The sequence below is a fragment of the Nonomuraea sp. NPDC049624 genome (genome assembly GCF_040675255.1).
Taxonomy (GTDB): domain Bacteria; phylum Actinomycetota; class Actinomycetes; order Streptosporangiales; family Streptosporangiaceae; genus Nonomuraea.
This window is the reverse complement of sequence record NZ_JBFAOR010000014.1, coordinates 86,094-103,666: the sequence shown is the minus strand read 5'-3', so window position 1 is coordinate 103,666 and position 17,573 is coordinate 86,094. Positions and strand designations below refer to the sequence as shown.

At 72.4% G+C, this 17,573-nt stretch carries 17 protein-coding genes; 6 read left to right on the top strand and 11 right to left on the bottom strand.

The window, feature by feature from the left end; genetic code table 11:
• Positions 1-24: 24 nt before the first annotated feature.
• Positions 25-258, bottom strand: coding sequence for a hypothetical protein (locus tag AB0J76_RS42180; protein WP_352330372.1), 234 nt, complete (start codon positions 256-258; stop codon positions 25-27).
• A 3-nt stretch (positions 259-261) separates the two neighbouring features.
• Positions 262-426, bottom strand: coding sequence for a hypothetical protein (locus AB0J76_RS42175; protein WP_352330370.1), 165 nt, complete (start codon positions 424-426; stop codon positions 262-264).
• Positions 427-446: 20 nt separating this feature from the next.
• On the opposite strand from AB0J76_RS42175, the gene AB0J76_RS42170 reads away from it, so the two are divergent.
• Positions 447-623 carry a hypothetical protein gene (locus AB0J76_RS42170; RefSeq protein ID WP_352330368.1) on the top strand — a complete coding sequence of 59 codons (177 nt, stop codon included), beginning with the start codon at positions 447-449 and terminating at the stop codon, positions 621-623.
• 38 nt (positions 624-661) lie between these two features.
• On the opposite strand, the gene AB0J76_RS42165 is transcribed toward AB0J76_RS42170, so the two are convergent.
• Entirely contained in the window at positions 662-949 is a 288-nt protein-coding gene (locus AB0J76_RS42165) for a hypothetical protein (protein ID WP_364393048.1), read from the bottom strand.
• A gap of 2 nt (positions 950-951) precedes the next feature.
• Here AB0J76_RS42165 and AB0J76_RS42160 point away from each other — a divergent pair, with 2 nt between their 5' ends.
• A complete protein-coding gene (locus AB0J76_RS42160; protein WP_352331306.1) occupies positions 952-1,440 on the top strand; it encodes a hypothetical protein in 489 nt (162 codons plus the stop codon).
• Between the two features lie 19 nt (positions 1,441-1,459).
• Here the strand turns inward: AB0J76_RS42160 and AB0J76_RS42155 are convergent, their stop codons facing one another.
• Genes AB0J76_RS42155 through AB0J76_RS42125 form a run of 7 tightly spaced genes read right to left on the bottom strand, consistent with a single transcriptional unit; the run spans position 1,460 to position 11,368 of the window.
• Complete coding sequence (locus AB0J76_RS42155) at positions 1,460-2,866, bottom strand: glycoside hydrolase family 20 protein (protein WP_364393045.1); 1,407 nt, start codon at positions 2,864-2,866, stop codon at positions 1,460-1,462.
• On the bottom strand, positions 2,859-4,559 hold the full coding sequence (locus tag AB0J76_RS42150) for a beta-galactosidase family protein (RefSeq protein ID WP_352328245.1): 1,701 nt from the start codon (positions 4,557-4,559) through the stop codon (positions 2,859-2,861). Before AB0J76_RS42150 ends, AB0J76_RS42155 begins: the two co-directional genes overlap by 8 nt.
• Before the next feature lie 22 nt (positions 4,560-4,581).
• On the bottom strand, positions 4,582-6,927 hold the full coding sequence (locus tag AB0J76_RS42145; protein ID WP_352328246.1) for a discoidin domain-containing protein: 2,346 nt from the start codon (positions 6,925-6,927) through the stop codon (positions 4,582-4,584).
• 20 nt (positions 6,928-6,947) lie between these two features.
• On the bottom strand, positions 6,948-7,841 hold the full coding sequence (locus tag AB0J76_RS42140; protein WP_352328247.1) for a carbohydrate ABC transporter permease: 894 nt from the start codon (positions 7,839-7,841) through the stop codon (positions 6,948-6,950).
• Complete coding sequence (locus AB0J76_RS42135) at positions 7,838-8,788, bottom strand: sugar ABC transporter permease (RefSeq protein ID WP_352328248.1); 951 nt, start codon at positions 8,786-8,788, stop codon at positions 7,838-7,840. The genes AB0J76_RS42140 and AB0J76_RS42135 overlap by 4 nt, the downstream gene beginning before the upstream one ends.
• Before the next feature lies 1 nt (position 8,789).
• Positions 8,790-10,085: an extracellular solute-binding protein gene (locus AB0J76_RS42130; RefSeq protein WP_352328249.1), complete on the bottom strand. Its 1,296-nt coding sequence runs from the start codon at positions 10,083-10,085 to the stop codon at positions 8,790-8,792.
• Between the two features lie 5 nt (positions 10,086-10,090).
• Entirely contained in the window at positions 10,091-11,368 is a 1,278-nt protein-coding gene (locus AB0J76_RS42125) for a Gfo/Idh/MocA family oxidoreductase (RefSeq protein WP_364393039.1), read from the bottom strand.
• A gap of 132 nt (positions 11,369-11,500) precedes the next feature.
• Between AB0J76_RS42125 and AB0J76_RS42120 the strand changes: the two genes are divergently transcribed.
• The 3 genes from AB0J76_RS42120 (at position 11,501) to AB0J76_RS42110 (ending at position 15,415) form a co-directional block, all read left to right on the top strand.
• Positions 11,501-12,631 carry an ROK family transcriptional regulator gene (locus AB0J76_RS42120; protein ID WP_364393036.1) on the top strand — a complete coding sequence of 377 codons (1,131 nt, stop codon included), beginning with the start codon at positions 11,501-11,503 and terminating at the stop codon, positions 12,629-12,631.
• A gap of 47 nt (positions 12,632-12,678) precedes the next feature.
• Complete coding sequence (locus tag AB0J76_RS42115; protein WP_352330726.1) at positions 12,679-14,664, top strand: right-handed parallel beta-helix repeat-containing protein; 1,986 nt, start codon at positions 12,679-12,681, stop codon at positions 14,662-14,664.
• Between the two features lie 130 nt (positions 14,665-14,794).
• Positions 14,795-15,415: a DsbA family oxidoreductase gene (locus AB0J76_RS42110; protein ID WP_364393033.1), complete on the top strand. Its 621-nt coding sequence runs from the start codon at positions 14,795-14,797 to the stop codon at positions 15,413-15,415.
• Positions 15,416-15,429: 14 nt separating this feature from the next.
• Here the strand turns inward: AB0J76_RS42110 and lgt are convergent, their stop codons facing one another.
• Positions 15,430-16,266, bottom strand: coding sequence for a prolipoprotein diacylglyceryl transferase (gene lgt / locus AB0J76_RS42105; protein ID WP_352329524.1), 837 nt, complete (start codon positions 16,264-16,266; stop codon positions 15,430-15,432).
• 216 nt (positions 16,267-16,482) lie between these two features.
• Between lgt and AB0J76_RS42100 the strand changes: the two genes are divergently transcribed.
• Complete coding sequence (locus AB0J76_RS42100) at positions 16,483-17,385, top strand: RDD family protein (protein WP_352329526.1); 903 nt, start codon at positions 16,483-16,485, stop codon at positions 17,383-17,385.
• The last annotated feature ends 188 nt before the right edge of the window (positions 17,386-17,573 follow it).

Sequence of the window (17,573 nt, the reverse complement as noted above, 5' to 3'; positions counted from 1 at the left end):
CTGCCCGTCGCGCTCACCGTGACCCTAGGGCTGCTCGGCGTCGTCTATGGCCTGACGCAGGCCGGCGAGCACGGCTGGACCCACCCCCTCGCCCTGACCGGGCTGCTGGCCGGGGCCGTCCTGCTCGGCCTGTTCCACCTGGTCGAACGCCGCGCCGCTCGTGCCGCTGCACGTCCTGCGCAAGCCGACCGTGGCCTGGGGCAACCTGCTCGGCCTGCTGGCCTTCGTCACCGAGACGTCCCTGGTGTACCTGCTCACCCTCTACCTGCAGAAGACCCTCGGCTTCACCGCCCTGGCCGCCGGGCTGTCGTTCGGCGTGCTCGGACTCGGCGCCGTGGCCGGCGGCCTGCTCGCCCCGAAGGCGATCGCCCGCACCTCGACCGTGACCGTGCTGGTCGGCGGCGGGCTGCTGCAGGCGGTCAGCATCCCAGCAGATCGGCATCACCATGGGCACCCCGATCATGTCCGCGATCGTCACCGCCGCGACGGCCGGGGCCGTGACCGGCGCGGCCGTCCTGCACGGCGTCACCGTCGCGATCGCGGTCAACGCGGCGCTCGTCCTGGTCGGCGTCCTGGTCGCGGCGATCTTCCTGCGCGGCCGGCGCGACCGCGCGCACGCCTGACCCGCCGTCCCCGTCCTCGCGGAGCACATCATGGACCTTCAGCCCAGCGACACGGTGATCGCCGAGACCGGCGGACGACGGGAGCCGTCGTGGTCACCTCTCGTCCTGCCCGGCTCGCCTCCCGTGCCGGTCCGCGTCCATCGGCCGCAGGACCTGCCGCCCGCCGGGCTGCTGGTCTGGGCGCACGGCGGCACGGCGTCCCGGTGCGGCTGCTCCGCCCGCCGGGCGCCGTCCACGGCGACGTGCTGCGTCCCGACCGTCCCCTTCTCCGGCTGCTCGCGCGGGCTCTGCGCGGGCCGGGCCCGTCCGACCATCGAGAGGACCACCGATGAACCTTCCACCCGCGCCCCTTGAGGCGCTCGTCCGCCACTTCGCCGACCTGCGCGACGGCACCCACGCCGGGCACGTCACCCGCCAGGGCAAGCAGGACGCCTTCCGCCGGGCCGCCGAACTCCTCGACGCGCCCGCCCGGCAGGTGCTGGCCGAGTTCGACCGGCACCTCCTGCTGGGCGCCGGCGCCGTCGAGGCCACCGGCCCCCGGGCCGACGCCGCGGGCGGCAGCTTCGCCTCCTGGACGTTGTCGTGGCCGGCGCAACGGGCGGCCGGCCTCACGCCGATCACCCTGACCGCCCACTACGGCGCCGGCTTCCACCATCCGCACCTGCGGGGCGCCACCCTCGGGGAGTGGCCGCTCAACGTCGCGGACGCGGCGCAGGCGGCGGAGCTCGTCCCCGTCCTGCGCGCCATCGCCGCCGCCGACCTGCACAACCTCGTCTTCCAGCGGGACTGGCGCATCGTGCCCGCCGTCCGTCCCTGAGGGAACCCGCCCCCCACCGCTACGGGCGCGCCGGCCCGCCGGCCTCCCGCACGGCGTCCATGAAGGCGCGGTACGGCATGCCCCCCGCGCCGCTCCACATCTTCTGGGCCAGGACGGCGAAGGTGGGCTCGACCAGGTCGCGCACGTCGTCCTCGGTGTAGGGCGCCGCGGTGATGTCGTTCCACACCGCCGACATGGCGCCCAGCAGCCGCGGATCGCCGGGGGCCACGCTCTGGCCGTCGGGGAAGACATGCGGCGCCCAGTGGTCGTACAGGTACTCGCCGTCCAGGCCGTCGGGGTGGTAGTAGGTGGCGGCCGGGACGATGTAGAGCAGGGAGTCGCTGGTGTTGACGAAGGAGTAGCCGTCCCGCCCGGCCTCGTGCGGGCCGTACCAGACGGTGGCCCAGCAGTTGATCACCACGTCCCGGTCGTAGCCCTCGGGGACGCCGCCCGCCATCCTGGTCAGGCTGCCCCACGCGCGCGGACGTTTGCCCAGCGCCCGCAGGTGGGCCGCCATCGCGTTGAAGAACTCCCGGTAGCGCGGCTCGTCGGCCAGGTACTCGTCGGCGCCGAAGTGCGCGTGCGGGCCGCGGAACCAGGGGACGAACTCGGTGAACACGTCCTTGACGAACTGCGTGGCCTCCGGCTTCGACAGGTCCAGGTGGTCGTCGCCCAGCCCGATCGAGGGACGGAACCGGACGAACGCCAGCGAGTGGGCGGGCGCGTCGATCTCGGGGACAAGGGTGACGCCCTCGGCCGCCGCCGCCTCCTCGAAGGAGTCCCAGTCCGCCCGGTCATAGGCGCCGTCGGCCGAGGCCAGCCCGGCCAGCGCGGGATCCTCCGGCACCAGCCGGAAGCCCGCCTGCACCTGCGACCAGGTGCCGTCAGGGGCCAGGAAGCCGTTGTCGTTGAGGTGGAGCTGCAGCTCGTTGAGCTTGAACCAGCCCATGACGGCCAGCTGCTCGCGGATGAAGCGCGGCGTGAAGAAGCGGCGGCCCACGTCCAGCATGAAGCCGCGCACCGGGTAGTCGGGCCAGTCGGCGGCGGCGCCCACCGGCAGGCCGGCGGTGGTGCGCAGGATCTGCAGCAGGCTGCGCGTGCCGTAGAACAGGCCGGTGGGCGTGGGCGCGGAGATCCGCACCTGCTCGCCGGTGACGGCGAGCAGGTAGCCCTCCTCGGCGAAGCGGGCGCCGCCCGCCTCGCACGTCAGCGCCGGGTCGAGGGTCAGGACGACGTCGCCGGCGCCCGCCGGCCCGCCGGCCGCCGTCAGGGTCAGGCCGGTGACCTGCCCGATCTCCCGGGCCAGCCGGTCGCGCAGGGCGGTCTCGTCGCTCACGACCCTGGCCAGCGCGGCCCGGGGGAGCACGCCGGCGCCGCCGTCCCACTGCTGCAGCCGGGGGACGACGACCGGGCACGGATTACCCAAGGCCGGCCTCCTCCCGGATCTCCACGACCGGCGCCCGGCAGCCGTCCAGTTCGAGGACGACGAGCTCGTTGCCGCCCGCGCGCAGCAGCGGCCAGGGCAGGTAGAGGGTGCGCTGGGGGCCCCGGTCCCAGTAGCGGCCCAGGCAGAACCCGTTGACCCAGACGTACCCCTTGGTCCAGCCAGGCAGGGCGAGGTAGGCGTCGCGCGGCTCGGCCACGGTGAGCGTGCCGCGGTGGAAGACGGGCCCGGTCGTCGCGCCGGTACGGCCCCACGGCAGCCCGGACACGTCGTCCAGCGGGATGGGCACGGCCTCCCAGTCGTGCACGTACTGCCGCTCGTGCCGCACGCCGCCGACGATGCCCTTGCGGTCGCCCAGCCGGGGGCCGTAGTTGACCCGGCCCATCGACTCGACCAGCAGCTCCACCACCGCCGACGGGCCGGGCACCGCGACGGGCACGCCGGTCAGCCGGTCCCGTTCGAGCACCGCCACCGGCTCGCCGTCCACGAACAGGTGGGCCCGGTCGGCCAGGCCGTCGACGTGCAGCTCGTACGGACCCCGCGGCCCGTGCACGGTGGCCCGGTACAGCACCAGGCCGTGGGCCAGCCCGAGCTCCTCGAACGTCGGCGGGCGCGCCGAGCGGCCCGCGACCGGCGGGAGCGCGTCGAACAGCCGCAACGACTGCGTCAGCTCGACGGCGCCGGGCGGCAGCGTCGGCGGCAGCGGCGCCGGCTCGGGCACCTGGCCCTCCCGGTGGGCGGCCAGCACCTTCCTGAACGCCCAGAACTTCTCGGTCGGCGCGCCCCGCTCGTCGATCGGGGCGTCGTAGTCGTAGGAGGTGACGGTCGGCTGGTATGCGCCGTCCTGCAGGTCGCCGCCCAGGTTGGCGCCGGCCCAGGTGCCGAAGTTGGTGCCGCCGTGGGCCATGTAGAGGTTGACCGACGCGCCCGCGGCCAGCATGCGTTCCAGGATGCCGGCCACCTCGGCGGCGTCCCGGGTGGTGTGGGTGTCGCCCCAGTGGTCGAACCAGCCGTTCCAGAACTCCATGCACGCCGGCGGGTCCTCGGACCGGAAGCGGGCCAGCTCGGCGAAGGAGCCTTCGGGGTCGGAGCCGAAGTTCACCGTCGCCCGCACGCCCGGCAGGGCGCCGCCGGAGAGCATGTGGTCGATCGCGCCGTCGGAGGTGAACAGCGGGACGTCCAGGCCGCGCTCGCGCAGCCCGTCGGCCAGCCAGGCCAGGTAGCGCCGGTCGGAGCCGTAGGAGCCGTACTCGTTCTCCACCTGGACCATGATCACGTTGCCGCCGCGGGTGACCTGCCGGGCGGCGACGATCGGGATCGCCTCGTCGAAGAAGCGCCCGACGTGGCCGAGGAAGGTCTCGTCGTGGCAGCGCAGCCGGGCGTCCCGGTCGGCGAGCAGCCACCAGGGCAGGCCGCCGTTGTCCCATTCCGCGCAGATGTAGGGCCCCGGCCGCACGATCGCCCGCAGCCCCTCCTCGGCCGCCAGGTCCAGGAAGCGGCCCAGGTCGGCCCGGCCGGTGAAGTCGAAGCGGCCGGGCCGCGGCTCGTGCAGGTTCCAGGCCGCGTACGTCTCGACGGTGTCCAGGCCCATGGCCCGCAGCATGGCCAGGCGCTGCCGCCACTGCTCGGGAAGGACCCGGAAGTAGTGCATCGCTCCCGACAGCACCTGAGTCATGCCTTCAATTCTCCTGATCTGGTCAGCGGGTGACGATCTCGTAGAGGGCGAGGTTGCCCCATTCGAGGTTCGCCTTGTGGACGATCAGCCGGATCTTCTGGGTGGACACCGGCGCGGGCAGCCGCATCGTGCTGGTCTCGACGGTGGCGCTGCTGGACGGCCAGTCGATGAGGTGATGGTCGACCCGGGTGACCCAGGAGTCGCCGTCCCAGGTCTGGAGCGAGACGTCCGTGATGCCCTGGCCCTTGGCCCAGGCGGTGTGCAGGGTGACCTCGGAGACGGCCCGCGGCGTGCGGTAGTCGACGGTGATGTCGCCGGGGAAGGTCACCCCGGTCGAGGCCGAGGCCCACGGCGTGCCGGGGTCGCCGTCGATCAGGTTCTCCAGCGCCGACGCCGACACGAACGACGAGGTGGCCACCGGCACGCCGCCGGGCGGCAGGTACGGCTCGGTGGCGGCGGGCACGCTCAGCCGCACCTCGCCGATCCGGAAGCGGCCCTCGCCCGTGACGACCAGCCGCACCCGGCGCGTGGTGACCTCCGCGGGCAGCGTCACCGCCTGCTTCGCGCCGCTCGCCCTGGTCTGCCAGGTACGGCCGTCCGCGGAGGTCTGGACATCGAACACGATGTCCGGCGAGCCGCTGACCTCGACCCGGCTGAACGTGCGGGGCACGGCGTAGGTCAGGTCGACGTTGCCGGGGAAACGCGGCTTGGGCCCGCTCTGCCAGAAGGTGGCCGGGTCGCGGTCGGCCAGCCGCTCCAGGTGGCCCTGGGGCGTGAACGTGCTGCGCACGTCGGGGAGCGGGACGGCCCGCTGGTACGCCCCGAGGTCGGGCGCCGCGTCCGGGACGGGCGTGCCGGCCAGGTCGGAGACGGCGGGCACGCTCACGCCCGCGTCGGACACCGGCGAGCCGCCGAGCGGGCGGTAACCGGCCAGGCCGCCGGAGCCGGGCGAGGCCAGCCGGGGGTCGGCCACGATCGCCTTGTGGTCGGGCCCCGTCGGCGGCTGCGGCGTGCCCCAGTACAGGTTGTGGTCGTAGATCGCGCCGTTCTTGCCGTCGAACCCGGCGCCGGCCGCGTTGAGGAACACGTTGTCGCGCACCGTGACGCCCGCCGCGTCGTTGTAGATCCGCACGACCTTGCCCAGCGGATACCGGCCGGCCCCGGCCAGCGGCGGCTTGACCTCGACCACCCGGCCGTCGGCGTAGACGGTGTTGTGGTGGATGTCGGTGCCGTGGGTGGCCGTGGACAGCCCGAACACCTCGTAGCCGTCGCTCTCGCTGACGTTGTAGCGCACCACGGTGTCGCGGGTGGGCGCGCCGGCGAAGGACACCGCGATGAAGAACCCGCCGTCGTTGTGGTGGCTGTAGTTGTACTGCACGATGCTGCGGTTGTTGTCGGCGTCGGAGTCGAAGCCGTGCCCGTCGGAGCCCGGCCCGTTGAACCCGGTGCCGCTGACCTCGTTGCGCTGGACGACGAGGTCGTCGTTGCCCTGCCACCAGATGCCGACGTTGCCGCCGGTCGGCTTGGTGCGGCCGGTCACCGCCCGCTCGACCTTGTTGCCCTCGACCAGCGCGCCCTTGGTGTGCATCGGGGTGATGCCGCCGCCGGTCACGTCATGGACGCGGTTGCCGCGGATGACGACGCCCGTGCTCGGCGTCCAGGTGACCACCTCGCTGTCGGGGATGCCGGTCTCGACCGGGTAGAGGCTGGTCATGCCGTTGCGCCGGGACCAGGTGGACCACATGATGATCCCGTAGGAGCCGATCTTCGAGATCTCGTTGTTCTCGACCACCAGCCGGTCGAACCAGGTCGGCGTGCGGTTGCCCCGGATCGAGATCAGCAGCCCGGCGGTGGCGACGCTGTGGCCGCCGGCGCCGTCCACGTCGTGGATGTCCAGGTTGCGCAGGGTGACGTTCGCCAGCCTGCCGGAGTCCTTGGCGTACAGGTTGACGCCGGTGCGGTAGACGGCCCGGCCGTCGCCGTTGGTCACCTGGAGGCCGTCCACGACGAAGTCGTGCACGTCGGCGATCGTGACGGCGGCGCCGTCGAGCCCGCCGCCCTCGATCAGCGGCTTGGCACCCTGGCCGTAGGAGCCGACCGTCGCCGGGGCGCCGGGCCTGCCCGCGCCCTTCAGGGTGAGCCGGCCGGTCCAGCGCTGCCCGGCCCGGAACAGCAGCCGGTCGCCGGGGCCGAGGCTCAGCCCGCTCGCCTTGTCCAGGCTCTGCCAGGCGGTGGCCGGGCTCGACCCGTCGGCGGCGTCGTCGCCGGCCGAGGCGTCGACGTAGTAGGTGGTGCCGGTCGCGGCCTGCGCGGGGGTGGCGGCCAGAAGTCCGGCGAACAGCGTTAAAGCGGTGACGATGACGCGCAAGAGCGGGCGTCCTTTCCAGGTCATTTGCCGATACCGGCCGTCATGCCTTCGACGACCCGCCGGCCGAGCCAGATGTAGAGGATGACCATCGGATAGATGAGGATCACGATCCCGGCGAACAGGCCGCCCCAGTCGGAGCTGTACTGCATGGTCGAGTACAGGTTGAGCAGGGCCGCCGGCAGCGTGCGCTCCTCGGGCAGCGGGGTGATGAGCAGGACCAGCAGGGTGGAGTTCCACAGGCCGATCACGTTGAGCACGAGCACGGTGGTCAGGCCCGGCCGGGCCAGCGGCGCGATCACGCGGACGAACGCCGTCAGCGGCCCGGCGCCGTCGAGCTCGGCGGCCTCCTCGACCTCCCTGGGCAGCGACCGGAAGTAGCCGGTCAGGACGAACACCGCGAACGGCAGCGACAGGACGACCTCGAACACCAGCAGCGTGATGCGGTTGTCCCACCAGCCGGTGACCCAGTCCTCCATGAACGTGTAGACCGACAGCTTGGCCACCACGATCGGGATCGCCATGGTCTGCAGCGGGATGCTCAGCCCGACGGCGAAGAACCCGGTGATCGGCCCGGCGATCCGCCGCGACGACCGCGACAGCGCGTAGGCGGCGGGCGCCGCGATCGCGACGATGAGGAACGCGCCGAGCGCGGTCAGCACGACGCTGTTGAGCGCGGCGATCGAGAACTGACCGGCCTGCCAGGCCGAGTCGTAGTTCTCCCAGGCGGGGGAGTCGGGCAGCGCGAACGGGTGCAGCCACACCTCGCCGGAGGACTTCAGCGACTGCAGGCCGACCCAGGCGACCAGGGCCAGGTTGAAGGCCACCCACGCCCACAGGGCGACGGCGGTCAGCCGGGGCACCAGCAGGTCGCCCAGCAGCCGGGCCAGCGGACGCCTCACCGGGACGGTCGTCATGACAGCTCCACGCTCTCTCGGCGGGTGATGCGGCGCACCAGGACGATCAGCACGATGGTGATCAGGGTCACCACCACCCCCATCGCGGCGCCGGACCCCAGTTCGGGCACGCCGCCCCCGGTGATCACCGTGTACTGCTGCACGGCCACGGTCCTGGCCTGCAGCGGCGGGGCGCCGGGCGTGCCGCCGGTGGTGAAGGCGATCACGATCTCGAACACCTTGAGGCTGTTGACCACCCACAACACGGCGGCGACCGCGAACACGTCCCAGGTGAGCGGCAGCGTGATGTGGCGGAACTGCTCCCACTTGGTCGCGCCGCCGAGCACCGCGTCCTCGTACAGGTGGGGCGGGATGCCGTCCACGGCCGACATCATCAGCGCGATGTAGAAGCCGGTGGAGGACCAGACCAGCCCGCCGATGACGCACCGGAAGACCAGGTCGGGGCCGAGCCAGGGGAGCCCGTCGATGCCCGCCCAGCCCAGCACCTGGTTGACGACGCCGCCGGGGTTGAGCAGGAACCCGACCGCGGCGCCGACCGCGATCGCAGAGATGATCATCGGCAGGAAGACGACGGACCGGATGAAGGCCCGTCCCTTCAGGTGGCGCAGCGCCATCATCGACAGGAACGTGATCCCGAAGACCAGCGCGCCGCCCGCCACCGCCAGGAGGAACGTGTTGGCGAACGACTGCAGGAACGCGTCGTTGCGCAGCAGCGCCAGGTAGTTGCGCAGGCCGCGCCACTCCATCTCGGCGCCGGGACCGGCCCAGCGGTACAGGCTGACCCACACGCCGTAGAAGGAGGGCAGCACGAACAGCAGCGTGTAGAGCGCGAGCGCGGGCAGCAGGAAGGGCCAGAAGGCCCGTTCCCGCGCCGGCCGCAGGATCTTGCCGCGGTACGGATCCCGCGACGGGAGCGCCGTCTCCGCAACGAGGGAGCCGTATGCCATGTCAGCCCTTGTTCGCGAGGTAGTCGGCGGTCTTCTTCTTGCCCTGCGCGACGAACTCGGCGGCGTCGATCTTGCCCGCCAGGAGCTGGTCGTCCAGGGGCAGCAGGAGGTCGACCCAGTAGGCCTTGTCGGCGGCCAGGGTGTCGTAGGTCTTGTGCACGGCGGGCGCCTCGGCGATCGCCTTTTGCACGTCGGCGAGGAAGTCGGGGGCGGGGATGTCGGGCCGGGAGGGGATGTTGAGCGCCTCGGTGGAGATGCGGCTCAGGTGCTTGCTCTGCAGCGCGAAGGCCAGGAACTCCTTGGCCGTCTCGACGTTCTTGCCCTTGACGTTGACGCCCCAGCCGAGCGTGCCGACCTCGACGGAGTTCTTGCCGCCGACGGGGAGCTGGAAGGAGCGGATCTTGGCGCCGGCCGGGGTCTTCGTCTTGACCTCGCTGGCCAGCCAGGTGCCGTTGATGTTCAGGGCGGAGTTGCCCTGCGCCCAGTCGTCCTGCGCGGCCGGGTACTTCGTGGCCATGTGGTCCTTCTGGAAGTAGCCGCCCTTGGTGAGCTGCTCGACCTGCTTGGCGGCGGCCAGCACCTCGGGCTTGTCCCAGGCGGCGGCGTCCTTCGACAGCGCCAGCAGGCTGCCGGCGCCGTTGGCGCGGACCAGGGCCGAGTAGAACCAGTAGACGTTGTAGAACGGGATCGTGCCGTCCTGGCCGATGCCGGTCCGGCCGGCGGCCTTCTCCTTGTCGAGGAACGCGATCAGGTCCGCCCAGCTGCGCGGCGGGTTCTCGGCCAGCTCGGGGCGCTTGGCGGCGTCGTACCAGACGGCGGTGGAGATCACGGTGTGCGGGAGGAAGCCCAGCCCCTTGTCGTCGGAGGCGGCCTGCCGGACCGACTCCGGCAGCACGTCGCCGACGGTCTTGCCCTCGCCGGGCACCTGCTTGGTGAGCAGGTCGTCCAGCGGGGCGTTCAGGTTCTGGGCCCGCCAGCCGGGCAGGTTGTCGGTCGCGACGTCGAACAGGTCGGGGCCCTGGCCGGCGGCCATCTCGGTGGGCAGGTTCTCGGTGCCCTTGCGGCCGACGAACTTCGCGTCCACCTTGACGTTGTTCTGCTGGGCGAAGTCGTCCAGAATCGCCTTGAAGATCTTGGCCTGCGGCTCCTGCTCGCCCCAGGAGGAGCGGTAGACCAGGGACTTCTGCCCGGTCTGCCCGGCCGGGCCGCCGCTGTTCTTGTTGCCGCACGCGGTCACACCGAACGCGAGCGCGCCGACCGCCACCAGCGCGGCCGTCCGGGAGAGGACGTTGGTCATGGTTGTCACCTTTCAAGGGGGGAGGGCTCGGCGAGAGTGATCACCGTGCCGGACAGGCGGGCGCGCTCGGCCGCCCAGACCACGCGGTGCGTGGCCAAACTCTCGTGACCGCTGGAACGGATCATCGCCGGGTCGCCGCAGGCCACGGCGTCGAGGAAGGCGTCCATCAGGCCGTCGTCGCCGCCTCCGTGGCCGCCGGCCATCGAGGCCCCGGCGCCGGTCCGGGTGTCGATCTCGGTGATCCGGTCGGTGAGGAAGTCGTGCAGGCGCAGGCGCACGCCGTCGCCCTCGATGGAGCCGTGCGTGCCGAAGATCCGGGTCTTGCGGTGCTCCAGGGCGGCGAAGGCGGTGACGGTGAACGAGGCGGTGGCGCCGTCGGCGAACTCCAGGTTCACCACCTGGCTGTCGACCACGTCGTTGTCGCAGGCGAACACGCACCTGCCGTACGGGCCCTCGCGCAGCGCGGTCAGCACGCCCTGCTCCGTGTGGTCGGCGGTGACCGCCGACAGCGGCCACCATTCCTTGTCCGGGTCGCCGAGGCAGCCCAGGTAGAGCTGCTTGGCCGAGTACGGGCAGGCGGCCTCCACCGGGCAGTCGAGGCAGTTGGCCGTGGCGCCGGCCGGGGCCTGCTCCTGGCGGAAATAGACGAGATCGCCGAAGGAGGAGACCCGGTGCGGCAGACTGCCCTTGATGTAGGCCATCCAGTCGAGGTCGTGGCAGGCCTTGGCCAGCAGCAGCGGAGCCGACTCCGCCTCGTTGCGCCAGTTCCCGCGGACGAAGGAGTGCGCCTGGTGCCACCAGCCGACCTGCTCCAGGTGCTGGATGTTCATGATCTGGCCGACGGCGCCCCGGTCGACGAGCGACTTCAGGGCCCGCGTGTAGTCGGTGTACCGCATGACGTGGCAGACGGCCAGGATGACCCCGTTGCGCTCGGCGGCCTCGGTGATGCGCGCGGCCTCCTCCTCGGTCGGGGCCATCGGCTTCTCCAGCAGGATGTGGTAGCCGAGGTCGGCCGCGGCGACCGCGGGCTCGGCGTGCATCCGGTCCTGGGTGCCGATGATCATGGCGTCGGCCAGCCGGCCCGCCGCGACGAGGTCGGCCCAGTCGGCGAAGACGTTGCCGGGTGCGATGCCGTGCTCGGCGGCGAAGGCGGCGCGGCGTCGCGCATCAGGCTCGGCGACGGCCACGATCCTCGCGCGGCCGGTCGTCAGGGCCCGGCGGGCGTACAGCGTGCTCCGCAGCCCCGCGCCCGCGACGGCGAGCGTGACGACGGGTTCCGACATCGATGTCCTTCCGGTTTGCCACTTAGTAATTAAAGCTGTTTTTATTAGTCCCTGTTTGTATTGGTCGCCAGGCAGCACTGTCAAGGGGGGTCCATGCGGAAGGTCGCGCTCCAAGGAAGCGACGCACATCGCTTGCGGCGGATCAACATGATCGCGACGCTGCGGGCGATCCGCGCGGCGGGCGTCGTCCCGCTCACCGACCTGGCCCGCCGCGCCGGGCTGTCCAGGCCGACCGTGGAGGGCCTGGTCGAGGAGCTGCACGGGCACGGATGGCTGGAGGAGGTCGCCCCCGAGGCCGGCCAGATGGGCAGGCCGGCCCGCCTCTACCGGTTCCGGGCCACGACCGGCTACGTCGTCGGCGTCGACATCGGCTCCTCCAGCGTCCGCGCCCAGGTGACCGACCTGGAGGGCGAGCCCGTCGGGCTCGGCTTCACCCGCGTCCAGGCCGACTACGGCAGGGCCGAGCGGCTGGCCGCCGTCCGCGCGACGATGGCGGCCGCGCTGCGGGAGGCCGGCGTCACCGCCGACCAGGTCTTGTCGGTGGCCGTGGGCACCACCGGCGTGGTGAGCCCGTCCGGGACGGTCCGCCTGTGCGTGGGGCTGCCCGAGTGGACGGGCCTGGACCTGGCCGCCGAGGTGGGCCGCGACTACCCCTGCCGGGTCCTGGTGGAGAACGACTGCAACCTCGCCGCCCTGGCCGAACGGTGGGCCGGCGTGGCCCGCGAGGTGGACGACGTGGTGTTCGTGCTGTCGGGCGTGCGCACCGGCGCCGGCATCCTGGTGCGCGGCGAGCTGCACCGCGGCGGGCGCGGCATGGCGGGCGAGATCGGCGCGCTGCACCTGGTCGGCTGGCACCGCGCGCCCGACCACCTGGCGCGCTTCGCCCCCGGCGCCGCGCCGGAGGAGGTGGCCGGGCTGGTCTTCGCCGCGGCCAGAGAGGGCGACCCCGCCGCCCGGTGGGCGGTCGAGCAGTACGCGCACGACCTGGCCGAGGGCATCGCCGCCATCGTGCTGACCGTGGACCCCGACCTGGTGGTGGTGGGCGGCGGCGTCTCGCGCTCGGGCGACGTGCTCATGGAGCCGCTGCGCCGCCACCTGGACCCGCTCTGCCTCGAACCGCCCGCCCTGGAGATCTCCACCCTCGCCGACCAGGCCGTCGTGCTCGGCGCCGTACGGCACGCGCTCAACCACGTGGACGAGCTTCTCTACGACGTGGATCTCCCTCTTGACCTGACCCTCTTCAGGCAAGATATTAAACCTTGATTAATTAGTAACTCGGGCGCCCGACCGTCACCTCCCAAGGAGTTGCCGTGTTCCGAGTTCTCTTACCGTGCGCCGCGCTGGTCCTGACCTTCGCAGCCGCGCCTGCCCCGGCCTACGCCGCCACCTCCTACTACGTCGACCCCGCAGGGAACGACGCGGCCGACGGGCACTCCCCGTCCACCGCGTGGCGGACCCTGGACAAGGTCAACGCCCAGACGTTCCAGCCCGGCGACACCGTCCGCTTCAAGGCCGGCGGGCAGTGGACCGGCCGGCTCGCGCCGCGCGGCTCGGGCTCGGCCGGCAGCCCGGTCACCTTCACCTCCTACGGCGCCGGCGCCCGGCCGTCCATCGCCGGCGGCGGCGTCGTGGACGCGACCGTCAAGCTGGCCGACCTGCACGACGTCGTCCTGGACGGCTTCGAGGTGACCAACACCGGGTCGGGGAGCACGCCGCGCATCGGCATCGCGGTCACCGCGACCGACCTCGGCGCCGTCCCCCGGATCACCGTGCGCGGCAACTACGTGCACGCCATCCAGGGCGCCACCTCCGGATCGCAGTCCTCCAACCCGTCGGCGGGCGGGATCATCGTCAGCGCGCTGGGCAAGAACACCGCCACCTACTACCAGGACCTGCTCATCGAGGACAACGAGGTCGCCGACTCCCGCTCGTACGGGATCGTCACCTGGTCGCAGTGGATGCAGCGCGAAGGCTGGACGTCCCTGTGGAGCGACCTCATGGGCATCCCCGCCGCCGACTACCGGCCCTGGACGCCGAGCACGGGCGTGGTCGTCCGCGGCAACGACGTGCACGACATCTCGGCGGGCGGCATCACCGTCATGCAGGCCCAGGGCGCGCTCATCGAACGCAACCGGGTCGCCAGGACCGCGCAGAACCACGGCAACGTCGGCATCTGGTGGGCCGGGGCCGACGACACCGTGGTCCAGTTCAACGAGGTGTCCGGGACGAAGTACTGGGGCCTGGCCAGCGACGGCAACGCCTTCGACGCCGACGCCTCCGTCCACCGCAGCCTGGTCCAGTACAACTTCAGCCACGACAACGAGGGCGGCTTCTTCATCGCCGTCTCGACCGGCACCGGACCGGCCGAGGCGACCATCCGCTACAACGTCAGCCAGAACGACGCCAACCAGGTCTTCGCCTTCTCCGCCAACACCAGGAACATCGACGCCTACAACAACACCGTCTGGGTGCCGCTGACGCCGTTCATCCAGAACCATCCGGACCGGGCCTCGTTCAGCCTGGTGAAGGTGTGGAGCAGCTCGGTGAGCAACATCCGGCTGCGCAACAACGTCATCCACAACGGCGCCAACCTGCCCTACAACGACGGCGGCGCCGTGCAGTACGACCGCAACCTCTACTACTCCGGGCCGGTCCCCGGCGGCGACCGGGCGGCCCTGTCCGGCAACCCGCTGCTGACCGCTCCCGGCGCCGCCACCACGCCGGCCGACCTGTCCGGCTACCTCCCGACGGCGTCCTCCCCGGTCCTGCGGCAGGGCCTGGAGATCGCCTCCGACGGCGGCCGCGACGTCTCCGGCACGGCCCTGCCCTCGGGCATGCCCGACCTCGGCGCCGTCCAGCGGACCGCGGGCGCGGGCCTGTCCGAGCCGGCCGCGACGGTGACCACCTCCTTCGGCAACGGCCAGAGCACCACCCCCGCCGCCCTCACCGACGGCTGGGACTACACGACCTGGGCCAGCCCGTCCTCCGGCGTCACCTATCCGGGCACCGTCACCCTCACCTTCCCCAACGCGAGGACGGTCGGCGAGGTCGTGCTGGCCACCCACTTCGGCCAGGGCCAGGGCATCACCTCCCTCGACGTCCAGACCTGGGACGGCTCGGCCTGGGTGACCCGGACGGCCGGCGCGGCGATCAGCTGGGCGAGCAACACCGCCACGGTCGAACGCCGGTCGGTGCCGCTGCCCGCGCCGGTCACCACCACCCAGGTGCGCCTGGTCGTCAAGGCCGCCAACCACACCTGGGGCAACCTGTCCGTCAGCGAGATCACGACCCGCTGAGCCCCTCCCTCACCGAGGTCGCGCCGGGATCCCCGGCGCGACCTCCCGCCGCCGGGTTGACCTCAAGCGCGGTTGAGATTGCACGATGTCCTGGCCCCCGACCGCTTCCCCCGATCAGGACAGGACGTTCATGAAGCTCGAGATCTACGCCGACGTGTTGTGCCCCTGGTGCTACATCGGCAAGCGACGCCTGTCCCGCGCGCTGGCCGGGCACCCCGCCCGCGACGGCGTCGAGATCGTCTGGCGCAGCCACGAACTCGCGCCCGACGAGGGCCGCACCCCCGGCCCGACCGCCGCCGAGGCCATGGCGGGCTGGTGGGGCGAGCAGGCTCCGGCCCGCGTCGCCCACATCCGGGAGGTGGGCGCGGCCGAGGGCCTGGAGCTGAACCTGCACCTGGCCAGGCCGGTGAACACCTTCGACGCCCACCGGCTGGTCAAGCTGGCCGCCGGCCGCGGCCGGGCCGAGGAGATGCTGGAGGCGCTGCTGTACGCCTACCACACCGAAGGGCTCAACGTGGCCGACCCGGAGGTCCTGCGGCGCCTGGCCGGCCAGGCCGGGCTGGACGACGCCGAGGCGGGCGCCGTCCTGGCCGGCGACGAGTACGCCGAGCAGGTGCGCGCCGACCGGCGCCGCGCGGCCGAGCACGGCGTCACCGGCGTGCCCAGCCTGGTGATCGACGGCCGCCCGCCGGTCTCCGGGGTCCAGCCCGTCGCCGACCTGCGACGACTGCTGGGCGCCCCGACCGGCTGACGCCGTCCCGGCCGTCAGCGGCTGTGCTCCAGGGCCGGTTCGGCCTCCTTGCGGCGAGTCGCCCAGAGGAAGACCAGCGCGCCGGCGAACAGCACGATCGAGGTCCACTGGTTGATGCGCAGGCCCAGGAGCGTCACCGCGTGGTCCACGCCGCCGACCGGGTCGATCCGCAACCCCTCGATCCAGAACCGTCCGGCGGTGTAACCGGCGACGTAGAGGGCGAACAGCCGGCCGCGGCCCGGCCTCAGCCGCCGGCCGGCCAGGATCAGCGCGAAGCCGAGCGCCACGTCCCACAGGGACTCGTACAGGAACGTCGGGTGGTAGAGCGTGCCCGGCAGGCCGCCGCGCGCCTGGTCGATCTCCAGGCCCCACGGCAGGGTGGTCGGGCTGCCGTACAGCTCCTGGTTGAACCAGTTGCCCCACCGGGCGATGGCCTGCCCGAACGCGATGCCGGGCGCGATCGCATCGGCCACCGGCCCGAGCGGCAGCCCCCGGCGGCGGCAGGCCAGCCACACGCCCACGCCGCCCAGGGCGACCGCGCCCCAGATGCCGAGCCCGCCCTCCCAGACGAACAGCGCCTGGTACGGCTCCTTGATCGCGCGCGGGCCGAAGTAGGTCTGCCAGTCCACGAGGACGTGGTAGAGACGGCCGCCGACCAGCCCGAGGATCACCGCGGGCATCGCGATGTCGCCGATCGTGCCCCGCTCGCCGCCCCGGGCCCGCCAGCGCCGCTCGCTCAGCCAAATGCCGAACCCGATGGCGACGATGAAGCACAACGCGTAGGCCCGGATCGGGACGAATCCGAGATGCCAGACCCCTTGGGAAGGGCTGGGAATCGAGGCGAGGGGCATGCCGGTGACGCTAGCCGACGAACGGCCGCCAGGCCGTCCCCGTGACCCGATCGCGAACCATCCGCGACCACCCCGCGAGCAACCCCCGCCCCACCCGCGACCACCCCGCGAGCACTCCACGAGCACCCCCGCCCCATCCGCGACCATCCCGCGCCCCCACCGCGCGAGCGATCCGGAACGTCAGCGTTAGGGTGTCGCGAAAAACGGAGATCATTCGTGTCGCGATCGACCCTGCTCGCCTGGCTGGCCGCCCTGGCCGCCGCCGCTTACCCCACGTGGGACCTCCACCACCCCGAGGACGGCGAGTACACCCTGCACGGCTGCGTGGCCGCCTTCCCCGCCCACGGCCACGAACTCGCGGACCTGGTCTCCCCTCCGCTGGCGGACGCCTACGGCCTGGCCTACTCGGCCCTGCGGTGGGGAGTGCCCGCGATCACCGTTCTGGCGGGATGGCTCATGTCGGCCGGCACCCGCGACCAAGCCCTGATCGGCCGCCGCGTGGCCGGCCTGCTCACCCTGCTCGCGGTCGCCGGGCCGCTCAGCCCGTTCCACACCGCCGCGGACGGCTGCTCGACCGTCCCCGTGCTGACCAACGACTGGTTCGCGGCCGTGGCGAACGCGTACGGACCCTACGAGTCGGCCCTCCTGCTGTCCGCCCTGCTGGTTCTGGCGGCCACCGGGACCGGCGGGCGGCCCGTCCCGTACGGGCTCACCGGTCGCCGGGCGGTGGCCTTCGCGATCGACTACGGGTTCTTCGTGACCTTCCTGGCCGCCCTCGAACCGGGGTGGAGCCGCCTGGACTTCGGGCTGCGGAACTGGCTGCGCCTCGACGAGCCGATGCCCCTGCTCGCCGTCGCCGCCATGTTCGTGTACGTCCTGAGCGGACGGACGTTCGGCAAGCAGCTCCTGCGTTTACGCGTCGTCTGCGACACCACGGGGCACTGGCCGGGCTTGCGCCGGGCGGCCGTCCGGGCGCTGGTGTTCCCCGTGCTCGTCTGCCTGCCGGAGTTCGGGCTGATCGTGCTGCTGGTGGACGGCCTGTGGGCGGTGCCGGACCCGGCGGGGCGCACCCTGCGCGACCGCCTGGCCGGCACCCGGGTCGTCCGCGATCGGCCCTGACGGAATAAATCTACGTTGTAAAGGCGGGCACGCCGATGAAAAATTCACGCACGGCTGCGGCTCTTGCGAGGACCCATGACCTGCCGGCCGAAGGCGGCCAGGGCGGCGTCGATCGGATGGGGCTGGGGCCTGCCCGAGGAGTCCGGCCTGTTCCATCTCGCGAGGTTCGTCGTGATGGACATCTGCCG

Coding starts and splice junctions, on each gene's coding strand:
- AB0J76_RS42175 (WP_352330370.1), bottom strand. CDS start 426: ATGCTGACCGCCTGCAGCAGCCCGCCGCCGACCAGCACGGTCACGGTC.
- AB0J76_RS42170 (WP_352330368.1), top strand. CDS start 447: ATGGGCACCCCGATCATGTCCGCGATCGTCACCGCCGCGACGGCCGGG.
- AB0J76_RS42160 (WP_352331306.1), top strand. CDS start 952: ATGAACCTTCCACCCGCGCCCCTTGAGGCGCTCGTCCGCCACTTCGCC.
- AB0J76_RS42150 (WP_352328245.1), bottom strand. CDS start 4,559: ATGACTCAGGTGCTGTCGGGAGCGATGCACTACTTCCGGGTCCTTCCC.
- AB0J76_RS42140 (WP_352328247.1), bottom strand. CDS start 7,841: ATGACGACCGTCCCGGTGAGGCGTCCGCTGGCCCGGCTGCTGGGCGAC.
- AB0J76_RS42135 (WP_352328248.1), bottom strand. CDS start 8,788: ATGGCATACGGCTCCCTCGTTGCGGAGACGGCGCTCCCGTCGCGGGAT.
- AB0J76_RS42130 (WP_352328249.1), bottom strand. CDS start 10,085: ATGACCAACGTCCTCTCCCGGACGGCCGCGCTGGTGGCGGTCGGCGCG.
- AB0J76_RS42125 (WP_364393039.1), bottom strand. CDS start 11,368: ATGTCGGAACCCGTCGTCACGCTCGCCGTCGCGGGCGCGGGGCTGCGG.
- AB0J76_RS42110 (WP_364393033.1), top strand. CDS start 14,795: ATGAAGCTCGAGATCTACGCCGACGTGTTGTGCCCCTGGTGCTACATC.
- lgt (WP_352329524.1), bottom strand. CDS start 16,266: ATGCCCCTCGCCTCGATTCCCAGCCCTTCCCAAGGGGTCTGGCATCTC.